Source organism: Brevibacterium sp. FAM 24630, from assembly GCF_049804075.1.
Lineage (GTDB): Bacteria > Actinomycetota > Actinomycetes > Actinomycetales > Brevibacteriaceae > Brevibacterium.
The window spans coordinates 150,016-167,526 of record NZ_JBNBZD010000005.1; the positions used below are offsets into that span (position 1 = coordinate 150,016).

The window sequence follows — 17,511 nt, forward strand, 5'->3', positions numbered from 1 at the left end:
ATGACGACTGTGGCCGGGCTCTTCGGAGCCCGGCCACACGTGTCTGATCTGTCCGATTCGATGCGGGAGACAGATTTCGGTCGGGAACTCGAGGCCGGGATTCAGAGTTCGGCGGCCAAGCGCCCCGCGGCGGCCGCGGCGAGGAACGATGCCGCATCGGCCGGCAGCTTTCGCCCCATGGTCGACAGTCCGACGGGGGAGGAGCCCAGCTCCGCCCACAGACCGCTCAAGTCGACGTCGACGAGATCGTGCATGACCAGGCTGCCCAGCTGTCGGTCCACGGTGTCGACGACGACGGTCGGCTCCGGATCCATCTCGGCCAGCTCCGCCTCGGTGAGGGTGGAGAAGTCGGGCACCGGCACGGTCATCCCCGGCCGTGCGATCTCGGTCAGCGGGGTCAGCGAATGGTGGGAGATGCCGAAGTGGCGGCCGCGGGCATCGGCATTCGACATCCGCAGCAGGCCGATCGGGCGCCCGCCGAGCAGGGCTGCGGCATTGAGATGGTCCCCGGTGACGAGCCCCGAATAGCCGTACTTCGTGCCGGTGCCGAGGTTCCCGGGCCCCTGCGCGACGATGGTGATGTCGGCCCCCATCACGTGTCGGGCGGCGAGCAGACCGGTGTGGACGGTCACCGCTTCGAGGTCACCGCCCCAGGACTGCCCGATGCTGATCGACCCCGTCAGCCATCCGACCTCCTTGAGACCGGCCACCGCCTGTGAGAACGGGGCGGGCAAGGCGGCACCGTCGCTGAGCACATACGCCACGGACAGGGAGGGGTCGACAGCGCGGATGCCGGCGATCACAGCCGGCAGCGCCGAATGCAGATCGGCCACGATGACGGGCATGCCGTCCAGGTGCTCCGCCTCAGCGAGGACGGCATGGTGTTCGGATTCCTGATCATCGACGCCGAGCACCATCGTCTGCAGGGGCGAATAGCGGTCCTTGACCAGATGTCCGGGGCCTTCGGGCGGGTCGGCGGGAAGCGCCTCGGGCAGTGCGACGATGAGACCGAAGCCTCCGGTGCCCAAGCGCTTGGCCAATGCCGAGACATTGACGATCACCGAGTCTCCGACCTGCGGATGGCCGACAGCATCGGTGTAGGCGATCGCGCGGATGGAGGTCACATCTGTGCCCGGCAGCGCCCGGTCCAGTTCGACGGCGACGTCTGTGTATCCTGGCCGGGTGGAGCGAATCGCTGCGGCGATTCCTTTGCGCCAATGAATCATGGTCCCAAGACTATCGCCCGGCCTAGGTTACGGTGGAATCGTGAACACACCCCGCACCAGCAGACAGAGACAGCAGACGGAACGGCTGATGAACCTGCTCATCGCTCTGCGCGCCTCCCGCGGATGGGTCTCTCGCAAGACCCTGATGAGCGCCATCGACGGTTACACGGGGCTCGACGAGGTCGCCTTCGACCGCAAGTTCTCTCGCGACAAAGAGCTGCTGCGGCACATGGGCATCACGATCGCCACCCGTGCCGAACACGATGCGTACGGAGACGCGGGAGAGACCGGTTACCGGATCTCGACCGCCGACTATGCGATGGACGAGGTCGATCTCACTCCGGCCGAGGCCGCTGCCGTCACGGTCGCGGCCGCCTTCTGGTCGGAGACCGAACTCGGCGACTCCAGTGCGCAGGCGCTGACGAAGCTTCGGGCCTTGGGCATCGACCTCGACCAGCAGGGTGCCGAGCGTGCGCAGGTGGATCCGGGCTCTGCCGCACGCAGACTCGCCAGTGCGAACTTCGCCGATGCCCTCCACCACATCAACGCCCGCGAAGCCATCGGCTTCCGCTACCACAAACCCGGACAGACCGCGCGCAAGGTGCGTCTGGAACCCTACGCCCTGCTCAGCCGCGGCGATCGCGTCTACCTCTTCGGTTTCGACCTCGATCGGCAGGCACGTCGGACCTTCCGTCTCTCCCGCGTCGAGGGCGGAATCGCGAAACTCGGCGGACGTGAGCCCGGCGATTACACGATCCCCGAGGACTTCTCACCTCAACTGGCTCTGCAGTCGAGTTCGGAGATGGCGGTCGTCGCCGAGGCGAAGCTGCACATCCGCGCCCACCGGGCCGACCCGCTTCGACGCCGGCAGGTGCGCGTCGATGACGATGCGGTGATCATCGAGTTCTCCGATGTCGACACGCTCGCGGCCGAGATCGTCGGCTTCGGCGACGCCGTCGAAGCGGTGTCACCGCCCGAACTCGTCCGTGCCGTGGACCAGCGCCGCGATGAGATCCGTGCATCCCTCAACCGCCTCGGAGGTGCCAGTGTCCTCAGCGCGTGAGCGACTGACGAGGCTGCTCAGCCTCGTGCCCTACCTCGATGACCATCCCGGCGCGGATCTCGAGGACACAGCCGCGTATTTCGGCATCGACTCCGACACCCTCATCGACGACCTTCAGCTCCTCTTCGTCACAGGACGGCCCGGGCACATGCCCGATGACCTCATCGACGCGAGCTGGGAGGGCGGGCAGATCTTCGTCTCCAACGCCGAGGAGGTCTCCGTGCCGGTGCGTCTGAGCGCGGAGGAAGCCGGCGTCCTCGTGCTCGCCCTCGAACTGCTCTCCTCGCTGCCAGGGCTGGACTCCGAGGCCGTGGCCTCGGCCGCGGACAAGCTCCGGCTTGCGGCGGGCGAGAACCTGCGCACCGCCGTCGACGTCAGCCCCATCGACGTCGACGAAGAGCTGCTGAGTGCGCTGCAGAAGGCCGTTGACGAAGAGACGGCGCTGCAGATCGACTACTATGTGGCCTCCCGTGACGAACTGACCACCCGGATCATCGCTCCGACGAACCTGGTGCCCGGTTCCGACTGGTACGTCGACGCCTGGTGCTACTCGGCCGGGGCACCGCGCCGGTTCGCACTCGGCAGCATCAGAGCATGGGAGCTCACGGCCCATCCGCCGCTGTCGGTGAGCGAATCGACCACTCGATCCCACGAGGTCACCCTCGGCTTCTCCGGCAGGGGAGCCTGGCTGGCCGATGAACTCGACGTGACGACACGTGAATACTTCGAAAACGGTGAGACGAGTGTGCGCGTGCGTCTGCTCGTGCACTCGGTCGACTGGCTGAGCCGGTTCCTGCTCTGCCACGCCGATGTCATCACCGAGATCGACGACACCGATGCGGTCGCGGAGGCACTGCGACGACTCGGCTGAGCGGTGAACCGCCTGCGGATGAGGATGAAAGGCTCAGCCGCACAGCGTAGAATCGTCACAGCATCAACAAACCAAGGAGCTCCCAATGAAACCAAGTTTCGTGCAGATCGCGATCGTGATCCTCATCATCGTGATCATCTTCGGCGCGCCCAAACTGCCGCAGCTGGCTCGAAGCCTGGGACAGTCGATGAAGATCTTCAAGTCCGAGGTCAAGGACCTGCGCGACGATGAGGACGCTTCGGCGACGAAGTCCACCGAACCGGGAGCCCTGAACCAGAACTCCTCGACCGACTCGGACAAGGCCACCGGTGGGGCCACCGGCTCCGACGAGTCGAGTCGAGAGAAGCAGGACCCGCAGTCTCACGAGAAGTGAAAGAGAACAGTCAGCGGAAAGCCTCGCGAGCACAGAAGAAGAACCCTGAGAAGAAGATGCCCGTCGTCGGGCACCTCGTCGAGTTGCGCAACCGCGTCATCATCGCAGCCGCCGCCATCGTCCTGGGTGCGGTCGGCGGCTGGTTCCTCTACGACCCTGTGCTCGACATCCTGCAGGAGCCGATACGGACCATCCGCGACAACGGGGGCCGGATGGCAGAGATCAATTTCGCCGGAGTCGCGTCCCCCTTCGACCTGAAGATCAAACTCTCGTTCTTCATCGGTCTCTTCATCTCCTGCCCCATCTGGCTCTACGAGATCTGGGCGTTCATCGTGCCCGGGCTCAAGCGCAAGGAGAAGTTCTATTCGTTGGGCTTCCTCGGCGCCGCGATTCCACTGTTCCTGGCCGGGTCGACGATGGCGTTCTTCGCCCTGCCCAACGCCGTCAAGGCACTGACCTCGTTCACACCCGAAGGCGGGACGAACATCATCCCGGCTCAGGACTATCTGAGCTTCGTGATGATCATCATCGTCGTGTTCGGTCTCGCCTTCGTCCTGCCGGTGCTCATGGTGGGACTGAACATGCTGGGAATCCTCTCGGCGGACCGGATCAAGAAGTCCTGGCGCATCATCGTCATGCTCGTCTTCCTGTTCGCCGCGATCGCCACCCCGACCCCCGATGCCATGTCCATGTTCTTCCTCGTCATCCCCATGATGACGCTGTTCTGCGTGGCGTGGGCGATCTGTGTCTTCAACGACCGCCGACGCAAGAAGCGCCTCATCGAACAGGGCCTGTGGGTCGACGAGGACGAACTCACTGACGAAGAGAAGAATGACTGATTCCACTCACCCCTCGGATCCGACCGCCGCGGAAGAGACGCTGAGTCCCTCCGCCGCCTACGCTGAATTCCGAGCTCGCTCCGAATTCGCGCGCACCCCTCTGGGGCAGTTCATGTCGCGCACCGAATTCGAACTCGACGACTTCCAGATCGAAGCGTGCAGCCACCTGCAGGAAGGTGAGGACGTCCTCGTCACCGCTCCGACAGGAGCCGGGAAGACGCTCATCGCCGAATTCGCCGTCGAGCTCGCCCGCGGCCAGGGCAAACGCATCTTCTACACGACGCCGATCAAAGCGCTGAGCAACCAGAAGTTCAACGACCTCTCTGCCGTCCACGGTCCGGAGAACGTGGGCCTGCTCACGGGGGACACGACCATCCGTCGGGACGCGCCGATCATCGTGATGACCACCGAAGTGCTGCGCAACATGCTCTACAACGATGTGGCGGGCCTGTCCGACCTCGGGTTCGTCGTCCTCGACGAAGTCCACTACCTCGCCGACAGGTTCCGCGGACCGGTGTGGGAAGAGGTCATCATCCATCTGCCTGACCGCGTGCAGATGGTGTCGCTGTCGGCGACGGTGTCGAATGTGGAGGAGTTCGGAGCGTGGCTGCGTGAGGTCAGGGGACCCACGACGATCGTGTCGACCAGCCACCGCCCGGTGCCTCTGGTCAACCACGTCCTCGTCGGCCACCGCATGTTTGACCTGTTCACCCACGCCGACTCGGACCGGATCGACCCCGCACTCAATCACGCCACCCGCACCCACGGAGGTCCGCGTTCGAAGCGTGCACGCGCCACCCGCGCCCGGTTCCGCCGTCCCAGCCGCACCCAAGTCGTCGCGTCCCTCGCCGAGGCGGCCATGCTGCCGGCGATCATGTTCATCTTCTCCCGCAACGGCTGCGACGAAGCCGTCGAACAGTATCTGAGCACCGGGGTCGACCTGAACTCGCGGGATGAGAAGACGATCGTCAACGCCGCGCTCGAATCCCTGCGCGAAGAGCTGGCCGACGAAGACCTGGGCATCCTCGGCTACCACACCTTCCGCGAAGGACTGCTGCTCGGCGTGGCCGCCCATCATGCGGGCATGATCCCGCAGTTCAAACAGCTCGTCGAGGAACTGTTCTCACAGGGGATCATCAAGGTCGTCTTCGCCACGGAGACCCTCGCCCTGGGCATCAACATGCCGGCGCGCACGGTGGTGCTCGAGAAGCTCGTGAAGTTCAACGGCGAAGCCCATGTCATGATCACTCCGGGGGAGTACACGCAGCTGACCGGTCGCGCCGGACGTCGCGGCATCGACCGCATCGGGCATTCCGTCGTCGTCTGGCATCCGACCATCGAGGTCAGCGAGCTCGCCGCACTCGCGTCGAACCGGTCATATGCACTGAACTCGGCGTTCGGACCGACCTACAATATGACCGCGAATCTGCTCTCACGGATGAGCTCGGCGGAGGCTGCGAAGGTGCTCGAGACCTCGTTCGCGCAGTTCCAGGCCGATAAGGCCGTCGTCGGTCTGGCGCGGAAGGTCCGCAAGAACGAAACGACGATCGCAGCCTACGAGAAGTCCATGCACTGCGATCTCGGTGACTTCTCCGAATACGCGGGTCTGCGCCGGGCGATCTCGGACACCCAGAAGCAGGAGACCCGGACGAAATCGCGGAACAGGCAGCGCGATATCGTCGAATCCCTCACTGCCCTCAAGATCGGTGATGTGGTGACGATGCCGGCCAAGCGGGTCGGCGGTCGGGCCGTGATCATCGCCCCGATGAGCAGTCGCGACGGAGTCTCCCGGCTGCCGACCGTGCTCACCGAGCAGGGCAAGGTGTGGCACCTGCGCCCGCATGAGGTCACCGCACCGGTGGCCTCTCAAGGACGTATTCGGGTGCCGAAGAAGTTCAACCATCGGCAGGCCGGCGACCGCAGACAGCTGCTGTCGATCCTCGAATCCGCCGTCGCCGATGGTCGCGTCGACCCGGATGCACACTGGGAGTCGAAGCGGGACCGCGAGGGTGAGAACACCACCGTGGCCGAGCTGCAGGCGCAGATGCGGGCCCATCCGTGTCACGACTGCCCGGATCGGGAGGTGCATGCCCGATGGGCCAATCGCGCCGACAAGCTCATCCGGGAGAACGATTCCCTCATCGCTCGCATCGAGGGGCGCACCACGTCGATCGCGCTGGTGTTCGAACGTGTTCAGGACGTGCTGCGCGGCCTCGGCTTCGATCCCGCCGAGTCAATGATGCTGCGCCGCATCTACGGTGAACGGGATCTGCTGGTGGCACTGACGATCCGTGCCGGTCTGTGGGAGAAGCTCAATGAGCCCGAACTCGCGGCCTTCGCATCGATCTTCGTCTTCCAGTCGCGCCGGGACACCCTGCACGCGCATCGGGCGCCGAGCGCTGATCTCAAGGTCGTCTGCGATGAGGCGGAGACGACCTGGCGCCGGCTCTTCCACCTCGAGGAACAGCACGCTCTCGACACGACCGAGGAACCGGACCGCGGGCTCATCAAGCCGATGTATCGGTGGACGGAGGGCAAGACCCTCTCGGAGTCGCTGCGGGGCAGCGATATCGCCGCCGGTGACTTCGTCCGCTGGGCGAAGCAGAGCCTCGATCTGCTCGGTCAGGTCGCCGAAGTCATCGACGATGACACCGCGGTGAGGATCCGGCGGACGGTCAATGCCATCCGCCGAGGCGTCGTCGCCGACTCCTGACCCGAGCCGCCTCCGGCAGCTCACGGGCCGGACGCGGACGTCGTCTCAGCGGCGAACCTTCTTGACGATGTTCTCGATGTCCGAACCGAAGGCGTTCTCCGTGGTCAGGTAGGTCCACGTCGAGGAGGGACGTTTGAGTCCGTGCGATTCGAGATCGATGCCCTCAGCGGTCATCTCGGCCTTCTCGACAGTGGCCTTCGAGTCCTCGATGACATCGGACCAGAACGAGGAGAAGATGCGGATCGACTCCGCATTGAACGCCTCATGCGGCTTCTCGCGGGCGAAGGTGCGCAGATGGATGCCCTCGCGCAGGTCGTTGAGAAACGCGAGATGGTCGACCCAACGAGCGTCGAGGTGGAAGAGCATGACATCGCGCAGCACCTGGACGAGAAGTGCCTCCGAATGCTCCGTGACGATGTCCTCGGCTCGGTCGCCGAGTTCGCGGCGCAGCTGCTCGACCGGTTCGTCCTCCTTGCGGATCTGCACGCGGCGTTCGAGGACGAGCTCCCGCTGCTTGGCCATGAGCTCGTTGAACCGCCACGTGTCGCGGTGGAGAGCCGTGTTCTGGCCCTCGGCGATGCGCTGGGCGTGTTCGACGAGGGCGAGGGCGCGTTTGGAGTCGATGAGTCCGGTCTCGTCGCCCTCGGTGACGAAACGCTGGATCTCCGGCACGCGGGTGAGCAGTTCGTCCTCGAGACTGGTGAAGAAGACCGAGGTGCCCGGATCACCCTGCCGACCGGCACGACCGCGCAGCTGATCATCGAGTCGGGATGACGGATAGCGGCCGGCACCGATGACGAGCAGGCCACCGGCCTCGGCGACCTCGTCATCGGCGAGGCGGATGTCGGTGCCGCGGCCGGCCATCTGCGTGGACACCGTCACCGCGCCGGGGGCACCGGCTCCGGCGATGATCTCGGCCTCATGGGTGTCGTCCTTCGCATTGAGCACCGCGGCGTCGATTCCACGTTCGCTGAGACGCTGGGCCAAGGATTCGCTTTCGGCCACCGAGGAGGTACCGATGAGCACGGGACGGTTGCGGGCATGACTGTCCGCAACCTCCTCGACGATCGCGCGTTCCTTCGACTCCTGATAGGTGAAGAGACGGTCGGGTTCGTCGATGCGGATGACCGGCAGGTGCGTATCGATGGGCACGATCTCCAGCCCGTAGAATTCGCGCAGATCGTCGCCGACGGCCAGGGCCGTGCCGGTCATCCCGCACACCGTCTCATAGCCGTGGATGAGCTCTTCGACGGTCATCTGGTCGAGGATCTCGCCGCTGTCGGTGGTGCCGAGACTCTCCTTGGCCTCGACGGCGGCCTGGAGTCCGTCGGGCCACCGCTGCAGCTCGGCCACTCGCCCGCGGGAGGAGGAGATGAGTTTGATCCGGCCATCGACGACGAGATAGTCGACATCGCGTTTGACCAGGGAACGGGCGTGGAGGGCGAGGTTGACGGCGGCCAGAGTCTCGGAGTCCTCGCCGAAGAGTTCGACATCGAGTTCCTCTTCGACCCGGTCGACTCCGGCATCGGTCAGTGAGACCGCGTGACGGTCCGGGCTGATCTCGAAATCGGTGTCGGGGCTGAGCTTGGCCACGAGAGCCGCGATCGCCGTATCGGCGTCCTCGACGCTGGCCGATCCGGCCAGGACGAGGGGAACTCGGGCCTCATCGATGAGTACGGAATCGGCTTCATCGACGATGACGACGTCGCGTTCGGGGACGCGCAGATCCGCGTCATCGGTGAGGAAGCGATCACGGAGGACGTCGAAGCCGACTTCGGTCACCGAAGCGTAGACGACCTCTGCCCGGTAGGCTTCACGCCGTTCGTCTTCGCTCTGCGACCCGGAGATCGCCGCCGAACGCACACCGAGGAGATCGAAGAGCGGCTTCATCCACTGCCGGTCGCGCACGGCCAAGTAGTCGTTGACGCTGACGACGTGGACCCGGCGTCCCTGCAGGGCGTAGCCGGCAGCCGCCAAGGCGCCGACGAGGGTCTTGCCTTCGCCGGTGGCCATCTGCACGATGCTGCCCTGCAGGAGGCCGATGAGGCCGCGCAGCTGCGTGTCATAGGCGGTTTCGTCCAGGGCACGTTCACCGGCTTCCCGGGCGAGGGCACAGTAGCGGGTCAGCGTCTGCTGCTGAGTTCCCGAAGCGAAGACCTCGCCCGCGGCCTCGGTGAGCTCTGCATCGCTGAGATCGGAGATTTCGCGTCCGGCCGCGGCGAGTTCGTCGGCTGCTCGTTCGAACCAGCCCGTTGCCTTCTCGGCTTGAGCGCCGGGTCGGTTGAGCAGGCGTGCAAAGAATCCCATGGTCGTCCTTCGTCGAAAAGTGCGTCGGTGTCGAGTCTAACGTTCAGGACATCGGCCACGAACCGTCGACGACGGCTTCGGCGTTGCCCTTCTTCCGCAGCCAGGCCTGGAGTCCTGCGGCCTGTGAGCGCTTCCACTCGGCCTGTGCGCTCATGATCGCGTGGCTGCTCAGCCCCGCGATTTCCGTGGACTTTTCGGCCAATGCTCGGGAAATGTCCAGTGCTGCCAGCGCGTCGGCGGCCGCATCGTGCGCGTCGAGGAGTTGAACACGATAGGTTCTCGCGGTGTCGATCAGCGTCCGTTTGCCCTTGCGGTAGGGGTCGATGTACTTGTCGACGACGAAGGTGTCGACGATCGTCGGGATGATCCCGGCGAAGTCGATGTCCGGGCGATGCCGGGCCACCTCGGCGGCCATCACGCTGAGGTCGTAGACGACGTTGTGGCCGACGACCACCGCACCTTCGTCCTTGAGGGCAGCGAACTGCTCGCACAGTTCCGTCACGACTTGGGCTGCGGGCGCACCGTTGGCCTGGGCGTATTCGGTGGTGATGCCGTGGACGGCGCGTGCCGATTCGGGGATCTCCATGCCGGGGTCGGCCAACCAGGTGCGCGTCTGCGTCGCCGAGTCGACGAATGCGGCGGTGACGATGCGGGCCGTCGCCGGGTCGACACCGGTCGTTTCGAGGTCGAAGCCGACGAGCCGGCAGTCCAGCCACGATCCGGTCGCACGAGCAGGCGCCGGGGCGGTCGCAGCCTGGGGGACCGGGGGAGTCACAGCCAGGGGGACCGGGGGAGTGCCGCCCTCACCTGCAGTGGAGGCGCCGGCGACGGATTCGAGCGCGGCGACGAGGTTGTCCACGGAACGGCGGATGTTCTGTCCTGTCGCTGCGGCGAGGACTCCGGCCCGATCGAAGCGATTCGGCACCGCGGACAGGTCGATGCCGTGATCGACGTCGGTGAGGCAGCGCATGACCTCGAGCGTCTTATACAGACTGTCCTCGACCTCGATGATGGTCGCGGCCCGCTTCGGGCTCAGGCCCCCGGTCTTCACTCCGGCCTTCGCGGCTCTGACGATCGAGTCGAGCGAGCCGAAGTTGTCCAGCAGCGTGGCCGCGGTCTTCTCCCCGATGCCCGGGGCGCCGGGCAGCCCGTCCGAGGGATCCCCGCGCAGAGCCGCGAGCTCTCGGTAGCGAGTCCCGTCGGGCACGCCGTAGGCATGCGGCAGATCGGCCTGGGTGAGGGCTTCCCATTCCCCGCCCTTGCGCGGACGCAGGACGCTCACCTCGGTCTCGGCATCGAGCAGTGCGAGCAGATCCCGGTCGGGAGAGACGATGACGACGGGGGTCGTCGACTGGGCCGCCATCGTCGCAATGACATCATCGGCTTCGGTCCCGTCCACCTCGGCGATGGGGATTCCGGCAGCCGTGAGCACGCGTGTCATGATCGGCAGCTGCCCGGCCAGTTCCGCCGGAATCTCCGTACCGGCCGCTTCGTCCTTGACCCGCGCCGCCTTGTACTCGGGCATGATCGCGGTGCGGAAGGCCGGGCGCCAATCCGCGTCCATCGTCGCCACCACACGGGCGGAGCCGAAGCGGCGGATCATCTGTGCGACGGTGTCGAGCACCCCGCGAACGGCGTTGACCGGCTGACCGTCGTCATTGACGATCGAGTCCGGCACCGAGTAGAAGGCGCGGTAGTACAGTGCAGGCGTATCGAGCAGAACCAATGGCTTCACAATCGATGACGATACCCGACGCTCCTGACACAGGTGTAGCCGCCAGCCCCGACGGTGTAGCCTGTCGGCTGTGACTATGTACTTTGGTGGAGATGTCTACAGCAGTATCGACCCGTTCGCCACGGCGCTGGGATGCGCCGACGGCAAGGTCTCGTTCATCGGCTCCGATGAGGCGGCCAAGGCTCTGGACCCCGAGGCGATCGACCTCAACGAGGATTTCCTCACACCCGGGTTCGTCCATGCCGGGCTCATCCTCGACGAGGCGGCGCCGAGCGCCGAACAGCTCTATACCCAGGGATTCACGCATGTGCATGCCATCGGCAGCGCCGAGGCGACCGCCGGCTTCGACGCCGGTGCACCGGACGGCCTGTCGGTCGTGGCCTACCCGACGCTGACCGGAGACGGCACCGAGACCGCGGCCGACGCCGGTCGGGCCTCGATCGACGCCGAACGGCTCCTCACCCTGGAGGGCCTGCCGGAGCTCAGCCTCTACATCCTCATCGACTCGAACGACCGCCTCGGCGAGGTGCTCGCGGCGCTGCGGGCCGACCCGGCACACGCACAGCGGTACGGGTACCGCCTGCGGCTCGACTTCTCCGTGTCCGAGGCGCAGGTCGAAGCCCTGGGCCGCTGCGGAGTCGCCATCACCGTCGATCCCGTGCGGGAGCAGCCCCTGGCCCAGCTGCTCGCCGCCGGTGCGCAGATCTCGTTCTGCCATTCGCAGACCTCCCCATGGGCCGGTGTGCGCGATGCCGTCGTCGGCGACAACGGCATCGGCGCCCGCGCCGCGTTCAACGCCGCCACCCGATTCGCTCATCGGGCCGCTGGCAACCCCGAAGGGGGCGTGCTCGCCCCGGGAGCCGATGCCGATATCGTGCGGTGGCAGGTCGAGCGTCTCGTCGTGCAGGTCGCCGACCCGCGTGTCGCGGCCTGGAGCACCGACCCGCGGTCGGGAACTCCGGGTCTGCCGGAGCTGGCCGCGGACGTGGCTCTGCCCACACGAGTCGCCCTCTGAACCGGCGCCGGGGTCGGCGTGTCGAGTCGACACGCCGAGGAATCCAGACTTTTTCACCCTGCTTCACCCCTTTGACCTGGGGTTTTGGTCATCGGCCCTGGTCAGATCGATTTTGCAAAGTCAGCGCCGACAACTAGATTCGTGATGAACATTCCGCCGCATGCGGGATGGAGTCGGCACTCCCGTCATTAGATAACTCGCCGCAGCAGCGGCGTGGTCCGAAGGCGGGGGTGTCGACTCATTGTCGCCGATGCCGAACGCGTATCGTGGAGTCCGTGCCTTCTAAGATTCTCGTCGTCATTCCGACCTTCAACGAACGTCTCGCCCTGCCGGTGACTCTCTCCGGACTGTTCGAACAGCAGCCACAGATCGATGTCCTCATCGTCGATGACGGTTCACCCGACGGCACGGGGGAGTGGGCCGCAGAGCAGGCAGCGTCGGACCCGCGCATCAATGTCCTGCACCGCAGCGAGAAGGCCGGGCTCGGCATGGCCTATATCGCCGGATTCGAATGGGCTCTGGAGCGCGATTACGACATCATCTGCGAATTCGACGCCGACGGCTCGCACCGTCCTCTCGACCTCGAACAGCTGCTCTCCGTCGCGCGTTCGGGAGCGGCCGATCTCGTCATCGGATCCCGGTGGGTGCCAGGAGGCGCGATCGTCGACTGGCCGAAGTCGCGATACTTCCTGTCTCGCGGAGCCAACGTCTACGTCAATGCCGTCATCGGGCTGGGCGTGAAGGATGCGACCGCAGGCTTCCGCGCCTACTCTCGCGAAGTGCTCGAAGCGCTCGATCTCTCGGGCGTGCAATCACAGGGATACTGCTTCCAGATCGACATGACCTATCGCACCGTCGAAGCCGGCTTCCGGGTCGCCGAAGTTCCCATCGTCTTCGTCGAGCGCGAGCTCGGTGAGTCGAAGATGAGCGGCTCGATCATCTCCGAGGCCTTCACGAAGGTCGCAGGATGGGGCCTGGATCGACGCCGCAGGCAGCTGCGCCGGCTGCTGGGCGGCGACAGGTCACAACGCGCCGAGCCGGCCTGAGCACATCGCTCCTTCGCGCGCAGTGAGGGGAAATGCCTGAAGGGGGTGCAGGCCTCGGCCTGCACCCCCTTCAGGTGTCTGTTCTACGAGTTCTGCCTCCGCAGAGAGGACTCAGCTCTGCGCCGGAACCTCTCCGCGACGGATCGCCAGACGCTCGTCGAGGAGCAGCTGGAGTTCGTCGAACGACCGACGCTCGAGCAGCATGTCCCAGTGGGAGCGCACGTGCTTGACCGGCTCACCGTCGGGCTCATTGACTCCGACCCGCACGCCGATGCCGTGGATTCCCGAGTCCCATGTCGACGGGACTTCGGCTTCGATTGAGAAGGGCACCTTGAAACGGGTTCCGTCCTCGCATTCGAACTCGACCATCTGACGCGGTGCCGGCTCGACGCCTTCTTCGGTTTCGAGGCTGCGCGAGCCCAACTGGGTTCCGCGGAGACTGCGTTCGCTCATATCTAAGACCTTCCGACTCGGGTGCTCACCTTGGACGCAATGTAACAGTCTACCGTGTCCGTCTATTCCCCCATGCCCCTGTGCCTCCGGGGCCGCTGACGGTTGAGCACGTCAAGGCCCGTGGCGACGTCATCGGTGACGATGCCGTCGACTCCGAGGTCGAACAGCGCCTGCATCCTCTCCGCCTCATTCACTGTCCACACGTGGACGAGCAGGCCCTCACGATGAGCACGGTCGACGAAGTCCGCGGTGACCACGGGCACACCCCTGAACCGTTCGGGCACCTGGAGGGCGTCGATCTCCGGCACCGAGGGCAGCAGACCGCGAGCGGGCAGCCCCGGCAGACGACCGAGGGCGAAGAGCGCCGTCTCGGTCGTCCCCGTCGAAGTGCGCACTCCGGGCATGGCGGTGCGCAGCCGTCGCAGGGTGCCGGAGTCGAAGGAGGCGAGCCGGATCTGTTCTGAGGCACCGAGATTGTGGACGAAGCGGATCATCGGTCCGATGCTGTGTTCGGCTTTGACATCGATGTTCCATTCGACGGTCGGCAGCGCCTGCAGCAGTGCATCGAGGCGGGGGAGGCGGCCGCCGGCGCTGAGTTCGATCGCATCGAGCTCGGCCGCGTTGAGTTCGCGGATGGCCTGAGGGCGACCGGCGATGCGCGTCAGGTCGGCGTCGTGTGCGGCGAAGAGGACCCCGTCGGCCGATGCGTGGACGTCGGTCTCCATCCAATGCACTCCCGCGTCCGCCGCAGCCGTGAACGCCTCGAGGGTGTTCTCGCTCATTCCCGGCCACAGGCCGCCTCGGTGCGCGATGATCTCTGGGCCTGCGGTGGCCTCGGGCTGAGAATTCATGGTCCAATCCTAGTCCGGTGTTGATTTCGGCCCGAGCGTCATCAAGGATGGAGACATGAGCTCACACCGCGAACCCATCGAACCCGACTTCGTCATCGACTCCACCGCGAAGACACCGAGCGAACGGGCCCGCCGTGCCGCGGGTCGTGCCTACACCGCGGCGAGCAGCGGAGTGAAGACCGTGCGCGAAGCCGCATCGACCTCACGCCTCATCGAAGCCACCGAGAACGGCGTCAACAAGGCCCTCGGATCGCTGTCGCACGCCATTGACGATGCAGTGCGCAGCGGGAAGGTCGAACAGGCTTTCGACAAGGCACAGGAGAGAGTGACTTCGGGGGCGGCAGGAGCTCGCAAGTTCGTGACCCGCAAGTCCGAGTGATTCATCGGGTGGGCAGACTCTCACCTGTGTGGCACGCCGTTCGGGCGTGCCACATTGCATTTGTAACAGTTCCTTAATTAGACTGAGCCTCAGGTAACAATCCGATAACTTGGAGTCTTTCCTCGCGTGCACCGCTGCGACGAGGACTTCCCCCTGCATATCTCCGAGTTGCCGAGAAACTCTCTGACGACGAGGAACATCACTGTGGGCAGACACTCAGCACCAAGCACCAAGGCGAGCGGCTCGCTCTTCTCTGCACTGACGGCGAAGAAGAAGGCCGGCCGCCATGCGCCGACACGCAGCGAGAACACCGCCGGAGGCGTGCTTGCCGCCGTGCGCACTCGCCCTGTGCTGTCAGCGTTCATCGTTCCCACCGCGGCGACGGCCGCGGTCGTGGCTTCGAGCCTGGCCATGGTTCCCGAGGACACGGCGCCGAATGATCAGGTCGTCGCCGAAGCCCCTGCCGTCTCCGCCGCCGAGCCGACGCAGGCGACAGACGAATCCCTCGCCAAGGCGAAGAAACAGGCCAAGGAGAAGCCCTCAGAGGTCACGATCGAAACGAAGGTCGAGACTCCCAGCCCCGCACCTTCCTCGACTGGGGGCGAGAAGTCCGACGAGAAGTCTTCGGGTTCGGCAGGCGGGACCGCGTCCGACGAGAACGACGGGCCGTCGACGTCCGGCAAGTCGGGCGGCCAGTCCGGAAGCTGCCCGATGTCCTATTACGGCGGCGGCGACGGCTTCGACGGCAAGCAGACAGCCAACGGCGAGAGCTTCGATACGAACAAGCTCACCGCCGCTCACAAGTCCCTGCCCTTCGGTTCGAAGGTGAAGATCACGAACACGGCCAACGGCAAGTCCGTGACCGTGCGCGTCAATGACCGCGGCCCCTATCACGGCAACCGCTGCTTCGACCTGTCGAAGGCCGCGATGGAAGCCGTCGGCGGCGTCGGTGCAGGACAGATCAACGGCAAGTACGAAGTCCAGTGACCCAGGCGCCCAGCATCAGCTGAGATTCGTCACCGCCGCGGCCCGGTCTCCGGGACCGCGGCGGTGACGAATCTGCAGAATCCGCGAATTCTGCGGAATCCGTGACCGCATGCGCGACCGAAAAACTCTGCGACCGTCGAGCTCCGTCCGCCTCGGCGCCGCGTCCCGCGTCCTCGCCCGTTCCGGCCGTCACTCGTCCGGCCATGCGGAATCCGCACCGGCTCTCATCCGCTTTGGAATCGGGGTGGAGGCTGGTTAGTCTGAGACCAACCCAGCCCCTCGGAGGAGATCGCCATGTCGGAAGAGTCCTGTGACGTCGTCATCATCGGAGCGGGCCCTTCCGGCCTGAGCGCCGCCCGCCGCCTGCACAGGGCGGGCCGCAGCGTCATCGTCCTCGAAGCCCGCGACCGCGTCGGCGGCCGCACGTGGACCGAGCACATCGACGGCCAGATGTACGAACTCGGTGGACAGTGGATCTCACCGGACCAGACCGCTCTGCTCACCCTCGTCGACGAACTCGGCAAGGACACCTATCCCCGGTACCGGGAGGGCGACAGCGTCTACATCTCCCCGGACGGAACCCGCACGGTCTACAGCGGTGAGATGTTCCCGGTGGGGGAGTCGACGCAGGCGGAGATGGAACGCCTCACCGGCATCCTCGACGAACTCGCTGCTCGAATCGGACCGCAGGCCCCGTGGGATGCCGAAGACGCAGCCGCACTCGACTCGATCTCCTTCCACCATTGGCTGCGGCAGCAGTCCGACGACGAACTCGCCTGCGAGAACATCGGACTGTTCATCGCCGGCGGAATGCTCACGAAGCCGGCCACGACCTTCTCCACACTGCAAGCGGTCCTCATGGCCGCCTCGGCGGGATCGTTCTCGAACCTCGTCGATGACCATTTCATCCTCGACAGGCGCGTCGTCGGCGGCATGCAGTCAGTGTCGGTGCAGATCGCTGCCGAACTCGGTGCCGAGACCGTGCGCCTCGACCAACCGGTACGCAGCATCGAGTGGTCGCAGAACTCCGTGCGCGTCTCCACCGACGAGCTCAACGTCCGAGCCGCTCGGGCGATCGTCGCCGTCCCGCCGAACCTGTACTCGCGCATCAGCTACGACCCGCCGCTGCCTCGGCTGCAGCAGATCTTCCACCAGCATCAGTCTATGGGGCTCGTCATCAAGGTCCATGCCACCTACGAGACTCCGTTCTGGCGCGAAGCCGGACTGTGCGGTACCGGATTCGGAGCCTCCCAGCTCGTCCAGGAGGTCTACGACAACACGAACCACGGGGAGGAACAGGGTACTCTCGTCGGCTTCATCTCCGATGTCAACGCCGATGAGATGTGGGCCCTCGACGAGGAGACCCGACGCACCCGCATCCTCGAATCCCTCGCCGATTTCCTCGGGCCGAAAGCACTGAGCCCGAGCGTGTTCTACCTTTCTGACTTCGGCGCCGAAGAGTGGACCCGCGGAGCCTATGCCACGAGCTACGACCTCGGCGGGCTGCACCGCTGGGGACGGTTCCAGAACGATCCCGTCGGGCCGCTGCACTTCGCCAGCTCCGACATCGCCGCCGAAGGCTACCAGCACGTCGATGGGGCGGTGAGGATCGGCACCGCCACCGCCGAGAGGATCCTCGGCGAGATCTCCTGA

At 65.6% G+C, this 17,511-nt stretch carries 15 protein-coding genes; 10 read left to right on the forward strand and 5 right to left on the reverse strand.

Translation table 11 applies throughout. The features are described 5' to 3' along the window. Nucleotides 1–101: 101 nt before the first annotated feature. Nucleotides 102–1,226 carry a DUF3866 family protein gene (locus tag ACPUD7_RS05925; RefSeq protein ID WP_425119411.1) on the reverse strand — a complete coding sequence of 375 codons (1,125 nt, stop codon included), beginning with the start codon at nucleotides 1,224–1,226 and terminating at the stop codon, nucleotides 102–104. A gap of 40 nt (nucleotides 1,227–1,266) precedes the next feature. Between ACPUD7_RS05925 and ACPUD7_RS05930 the strand changes: the two genes are divergently transcribed. The 5 genes from ACPUD7_RS05930 to ACPUD7_RS05950 all read left to right on the forward strand — a co-directional run bounded on the left by ACPUD7_RS05930 (nucleotide 1,267) and on the right by ACPUD7_RS05950 (nucleotide 7,085). Next, entirely contained in the window at nucleotides 1,267–2,289 is a 1,023-nt protein-coding gene (locus ACPUD7_RS05930) for a helix-turn-helix transcriptional regulator (protein WP_240689945.1), read from the forward strand. Continuing rightward, nucleotides 2,273–3,160 (forward strand): WYL domain-containing protein, encoded by an 888-nt coding sequence (locus tag ACPUD7_RS05935; RefSeq protein WP_135540866.1) that lies wholly within the window; start codon nucleotides 2,273–2,275, stop codon nucleotides 3,158–3,160. Before ACPUD7_RS05930 ends, ACPUD7_RS05935 begins: the two co-directional genes overlap by 17 nt. Nucleotides 3,161–3,245: 85 nt before the next feature. After that, on the forward strand, nucleotides 3,246–3,533 hold the full coding sequence (tatA, locus tag ACPUD7_RS05940; protein ID WP_135540864.1) for a Sec-independent protein translocase subunit TatA: 288 nt from the start codon (nucleotides 3,246–3,248) through the stop codon (nucleotides 3,531–3,533). Continuing rightward, complete coding sequence (tatC, locus tag ACPUD7_RS05945; protein ID WP_346763090.1) at nucleotides 3,530–4,372, forward strand: twin-arginine translocase subunit TatC; 843 nt, start codon at nucleotides 3,530–3,532, stop codon at nucleotides 4,370–4,372. Before tatA ends, tatC begins: the two co-directional genes overlap by 4 nt. After that, a complete protein-coding gene (locus ACPUD7_RS05950) occupies nucleotides 4,365–7,085 on the forward strand; it encodes a DEAD/DEAH box helicase (RefSeq protein ID WP_425119412.1) in 2,721 nt (906 codons plus the stop codon). The genes tatC and ACPUD7_RS05950 overlap by 8 nt, the downstream gene beginning before the upstream one ends. A gap of 45 nt (nucleotides 7,086–7,130) precedes the next feature. Here ACPUD7_RS05950 and secA2 read toward each other — a convergent pair whose 3' ends face one another. Beyond that, nucleotides 7,131–9,392 (reverse strand): accessory Sec system translocase SecA2, encoded by a 2,262-nt coding sequence (gene secA2, locus ACPUD7_RS05955; RefSeq protein ID WP_425119413.1) that lies wholly within the window; start codon nucleotides 9,390–9,392, stop codon nucleotides 7,131–7,133. Between the two features lie 43 nt (nucleotides 9,393–9,435). Then, nucleotides 9,436–11,127, reverse strand: coding sequence for a 5'-3' exonuclease H3TH domain-containing protein (locus ACPUD7_RS05960; protein WP_240689944.1), 1,692 nt, complete (start codon nucleotides 11,125–11,127; stop codon nucleotides 9,436–9,438). 76 nt (nucleotides 11,128–11,203) lie between these two features. Between ACPUD7_RS05960 and ACPUD7_RS05965 the strand changes: the two genes are divergently transcribed. Both ACPUD7_RS05965 and ACPUD7_RS05970 read left to right on the forward strand, forming a co-directional pair. Then, on the forward strand, nucleotides 11,204–12,142 hold the full coding sequence (locus ACPUD7_RS05965; protein WP_425119427.1) for a metal-dependent hydrolase: 939 nt from the start codon (nucleotides 11,204–11,206) through the stop codon (nucleotides 12,140–12,142). A 275-nt stretch (nucleotides 12,143–12,417) separates the two neighbouring features. After that, entirely contained in the window at nucleotides 12,418–13,188 is a 771-nt protein-coding gene (locus tag ACPUD7_RS05970) for a polyprenol monophosphomannose synthase (RefSeq protein WP_240689943.1), read from the forward strand. A 111-nt stretch (nucleotides 13,189–13,299) separates the two neighbouring features. Here ACPUD7_RS05970 and ACPUD7_RS05975 read toward each other — a convergent pair whose 3' ends face one another. Further along, complete coding sequence (locus ACPUD7_RS05975; RefSeq protein ID WP_135540857.1) at nucleotides 13,300–13,641, reverse strand: RNA polymerase-binding protein RbpA; 342 nt, start codon at nucleotides 13,639–13,641, stop codon at nucleotides 13,300–13,302. A 62-nt stretch (nucleotides 13,642–13,703) separates the two neighbouring features. Beyond that, a complete protein-coding gene (locus tag ACPUD7_RS05980; protein ID WP_135540855.1) occupies nucleotides 13,704–14,492 on the reverse strand; it encodes a glycerophosphodiester phosphodiesterase family protein in 789 nt (262 codons plus the stop codon). Nucleotides 14,493–14,547: 55 nt separating this feature from the next. Here ACPUD7_RS05980 and ACPUD7_RS05985 point away from each other — a divergent pair, with 55 nt between their 5' ends. The 3 genes from ACPUD7_RS05985 to ACPUD7_RS05995 all read left to right on the forward strand — a co-directional run bounded on the left by ACPUD7_RS05985 (nucleotide 14,548) and on the right by ACPUD7_RS05995 (nucleotide 17,511). After that, a complete protein-coding gene (locus tag ACPUD7_RS05985; RefSeq protein WP_425119415.1) occupies nucleotides 14,548–14,871 on the forward strand; it encodes a hypothetical protein in 324 nt (107 codons plus the stop codon). A 204-nt stretch (nucleotides 14,872–15,075) separates the two neighbouring features. After that, nucleotides 15,076–15,858, forward strand: a complete 783-nt coding sequence (locus ACPUD7_RS05990) for a septal ring lytic transglycosylase RlpA family protein (protein ID WP_425119416.1) — start codon at nucleotides 15,076–15,078, stop codon at nucleotides 15,856–15,858. Nucleotides 15,859–16,152: 294 nt separating this feature from the next. Continuing rightward, complete coding sequence (locus ACPUD7_RS05995) at nucleotides 16,153–17,511, forward strand: flavin monoamine oxidase family protein (RefSeq protein ID WP_135540849.1); 1,359 nt, start codon at nucleotides 16,153–16,155, stop codon at nucleotides 17,509–17,511.

Bases quoted from the DNA above. Each gene is read 5' to 3' on its own strand.
- ACPUD7_RS05925 (WP_425119411.1), bottom strand. From the start codon at position 1,226: ATGATTCATTGGCGCAAAGGAATCGCCGCAGCGATTCGCTCCACCCGG.
- ACPUD7_RS05975 (WP_135540857.1), bottom strand. From the start codon at position 13,641: ATGAGCGAACGCAGTCTCCGCGGAACCCAGTTGGGCTCGCGCAGCCTC.
- tatA (WP_135540864.1), top strand. From the start codon at position 3,246: ATGAAACCAAGTTTCGTGCAGATCGCGATCGTGATCCTCATCATCGTG.
- secA2 (WP_425119413.1), bottom strand. From the start codon at position 9,392: ATGGGATTCTTTGCACGCCTGCTCAACCGACCCGGCGCTCAAGCCGAG.
- ACPUD7_RS05965 (WP_425119427.1), top strand. From the start codon at position 11,204: ATGTACTTTGGTGGAGATGTCTACAGCAGTATCGACCCGTTCGCCACG.
- ACPUD7_RS05985 (WP_425119415.1), top strand. From the start codon at position 14,548: ATGAGCTCACACCGCGAACCCATCGAACCCGACTTCGTCATCGACTCC.
- ACPUD7_RS05950 (WP_425119412.1), top strand. From the start codon at position 4,365: ATGACTGATTCCACTCACCCCTCGGATCCGACCGCCGCGGAAGAGACG.
- ACPUD7_RS05980 (WP_135540855.1), bottom strand. From the start codon at position 14,492: ATGAATTCTCAGCCCGAGGCCACCGCAGGCCCAGAGATCATCGCGCAC.
- ACPUD7_RS05995 (WP_135540849.1), top strand. From the start codon at position 16,153: ATGTCGGAAGAGTCCTGTGACGTCGTCATCATCGGAGCGGGCCCTTCC.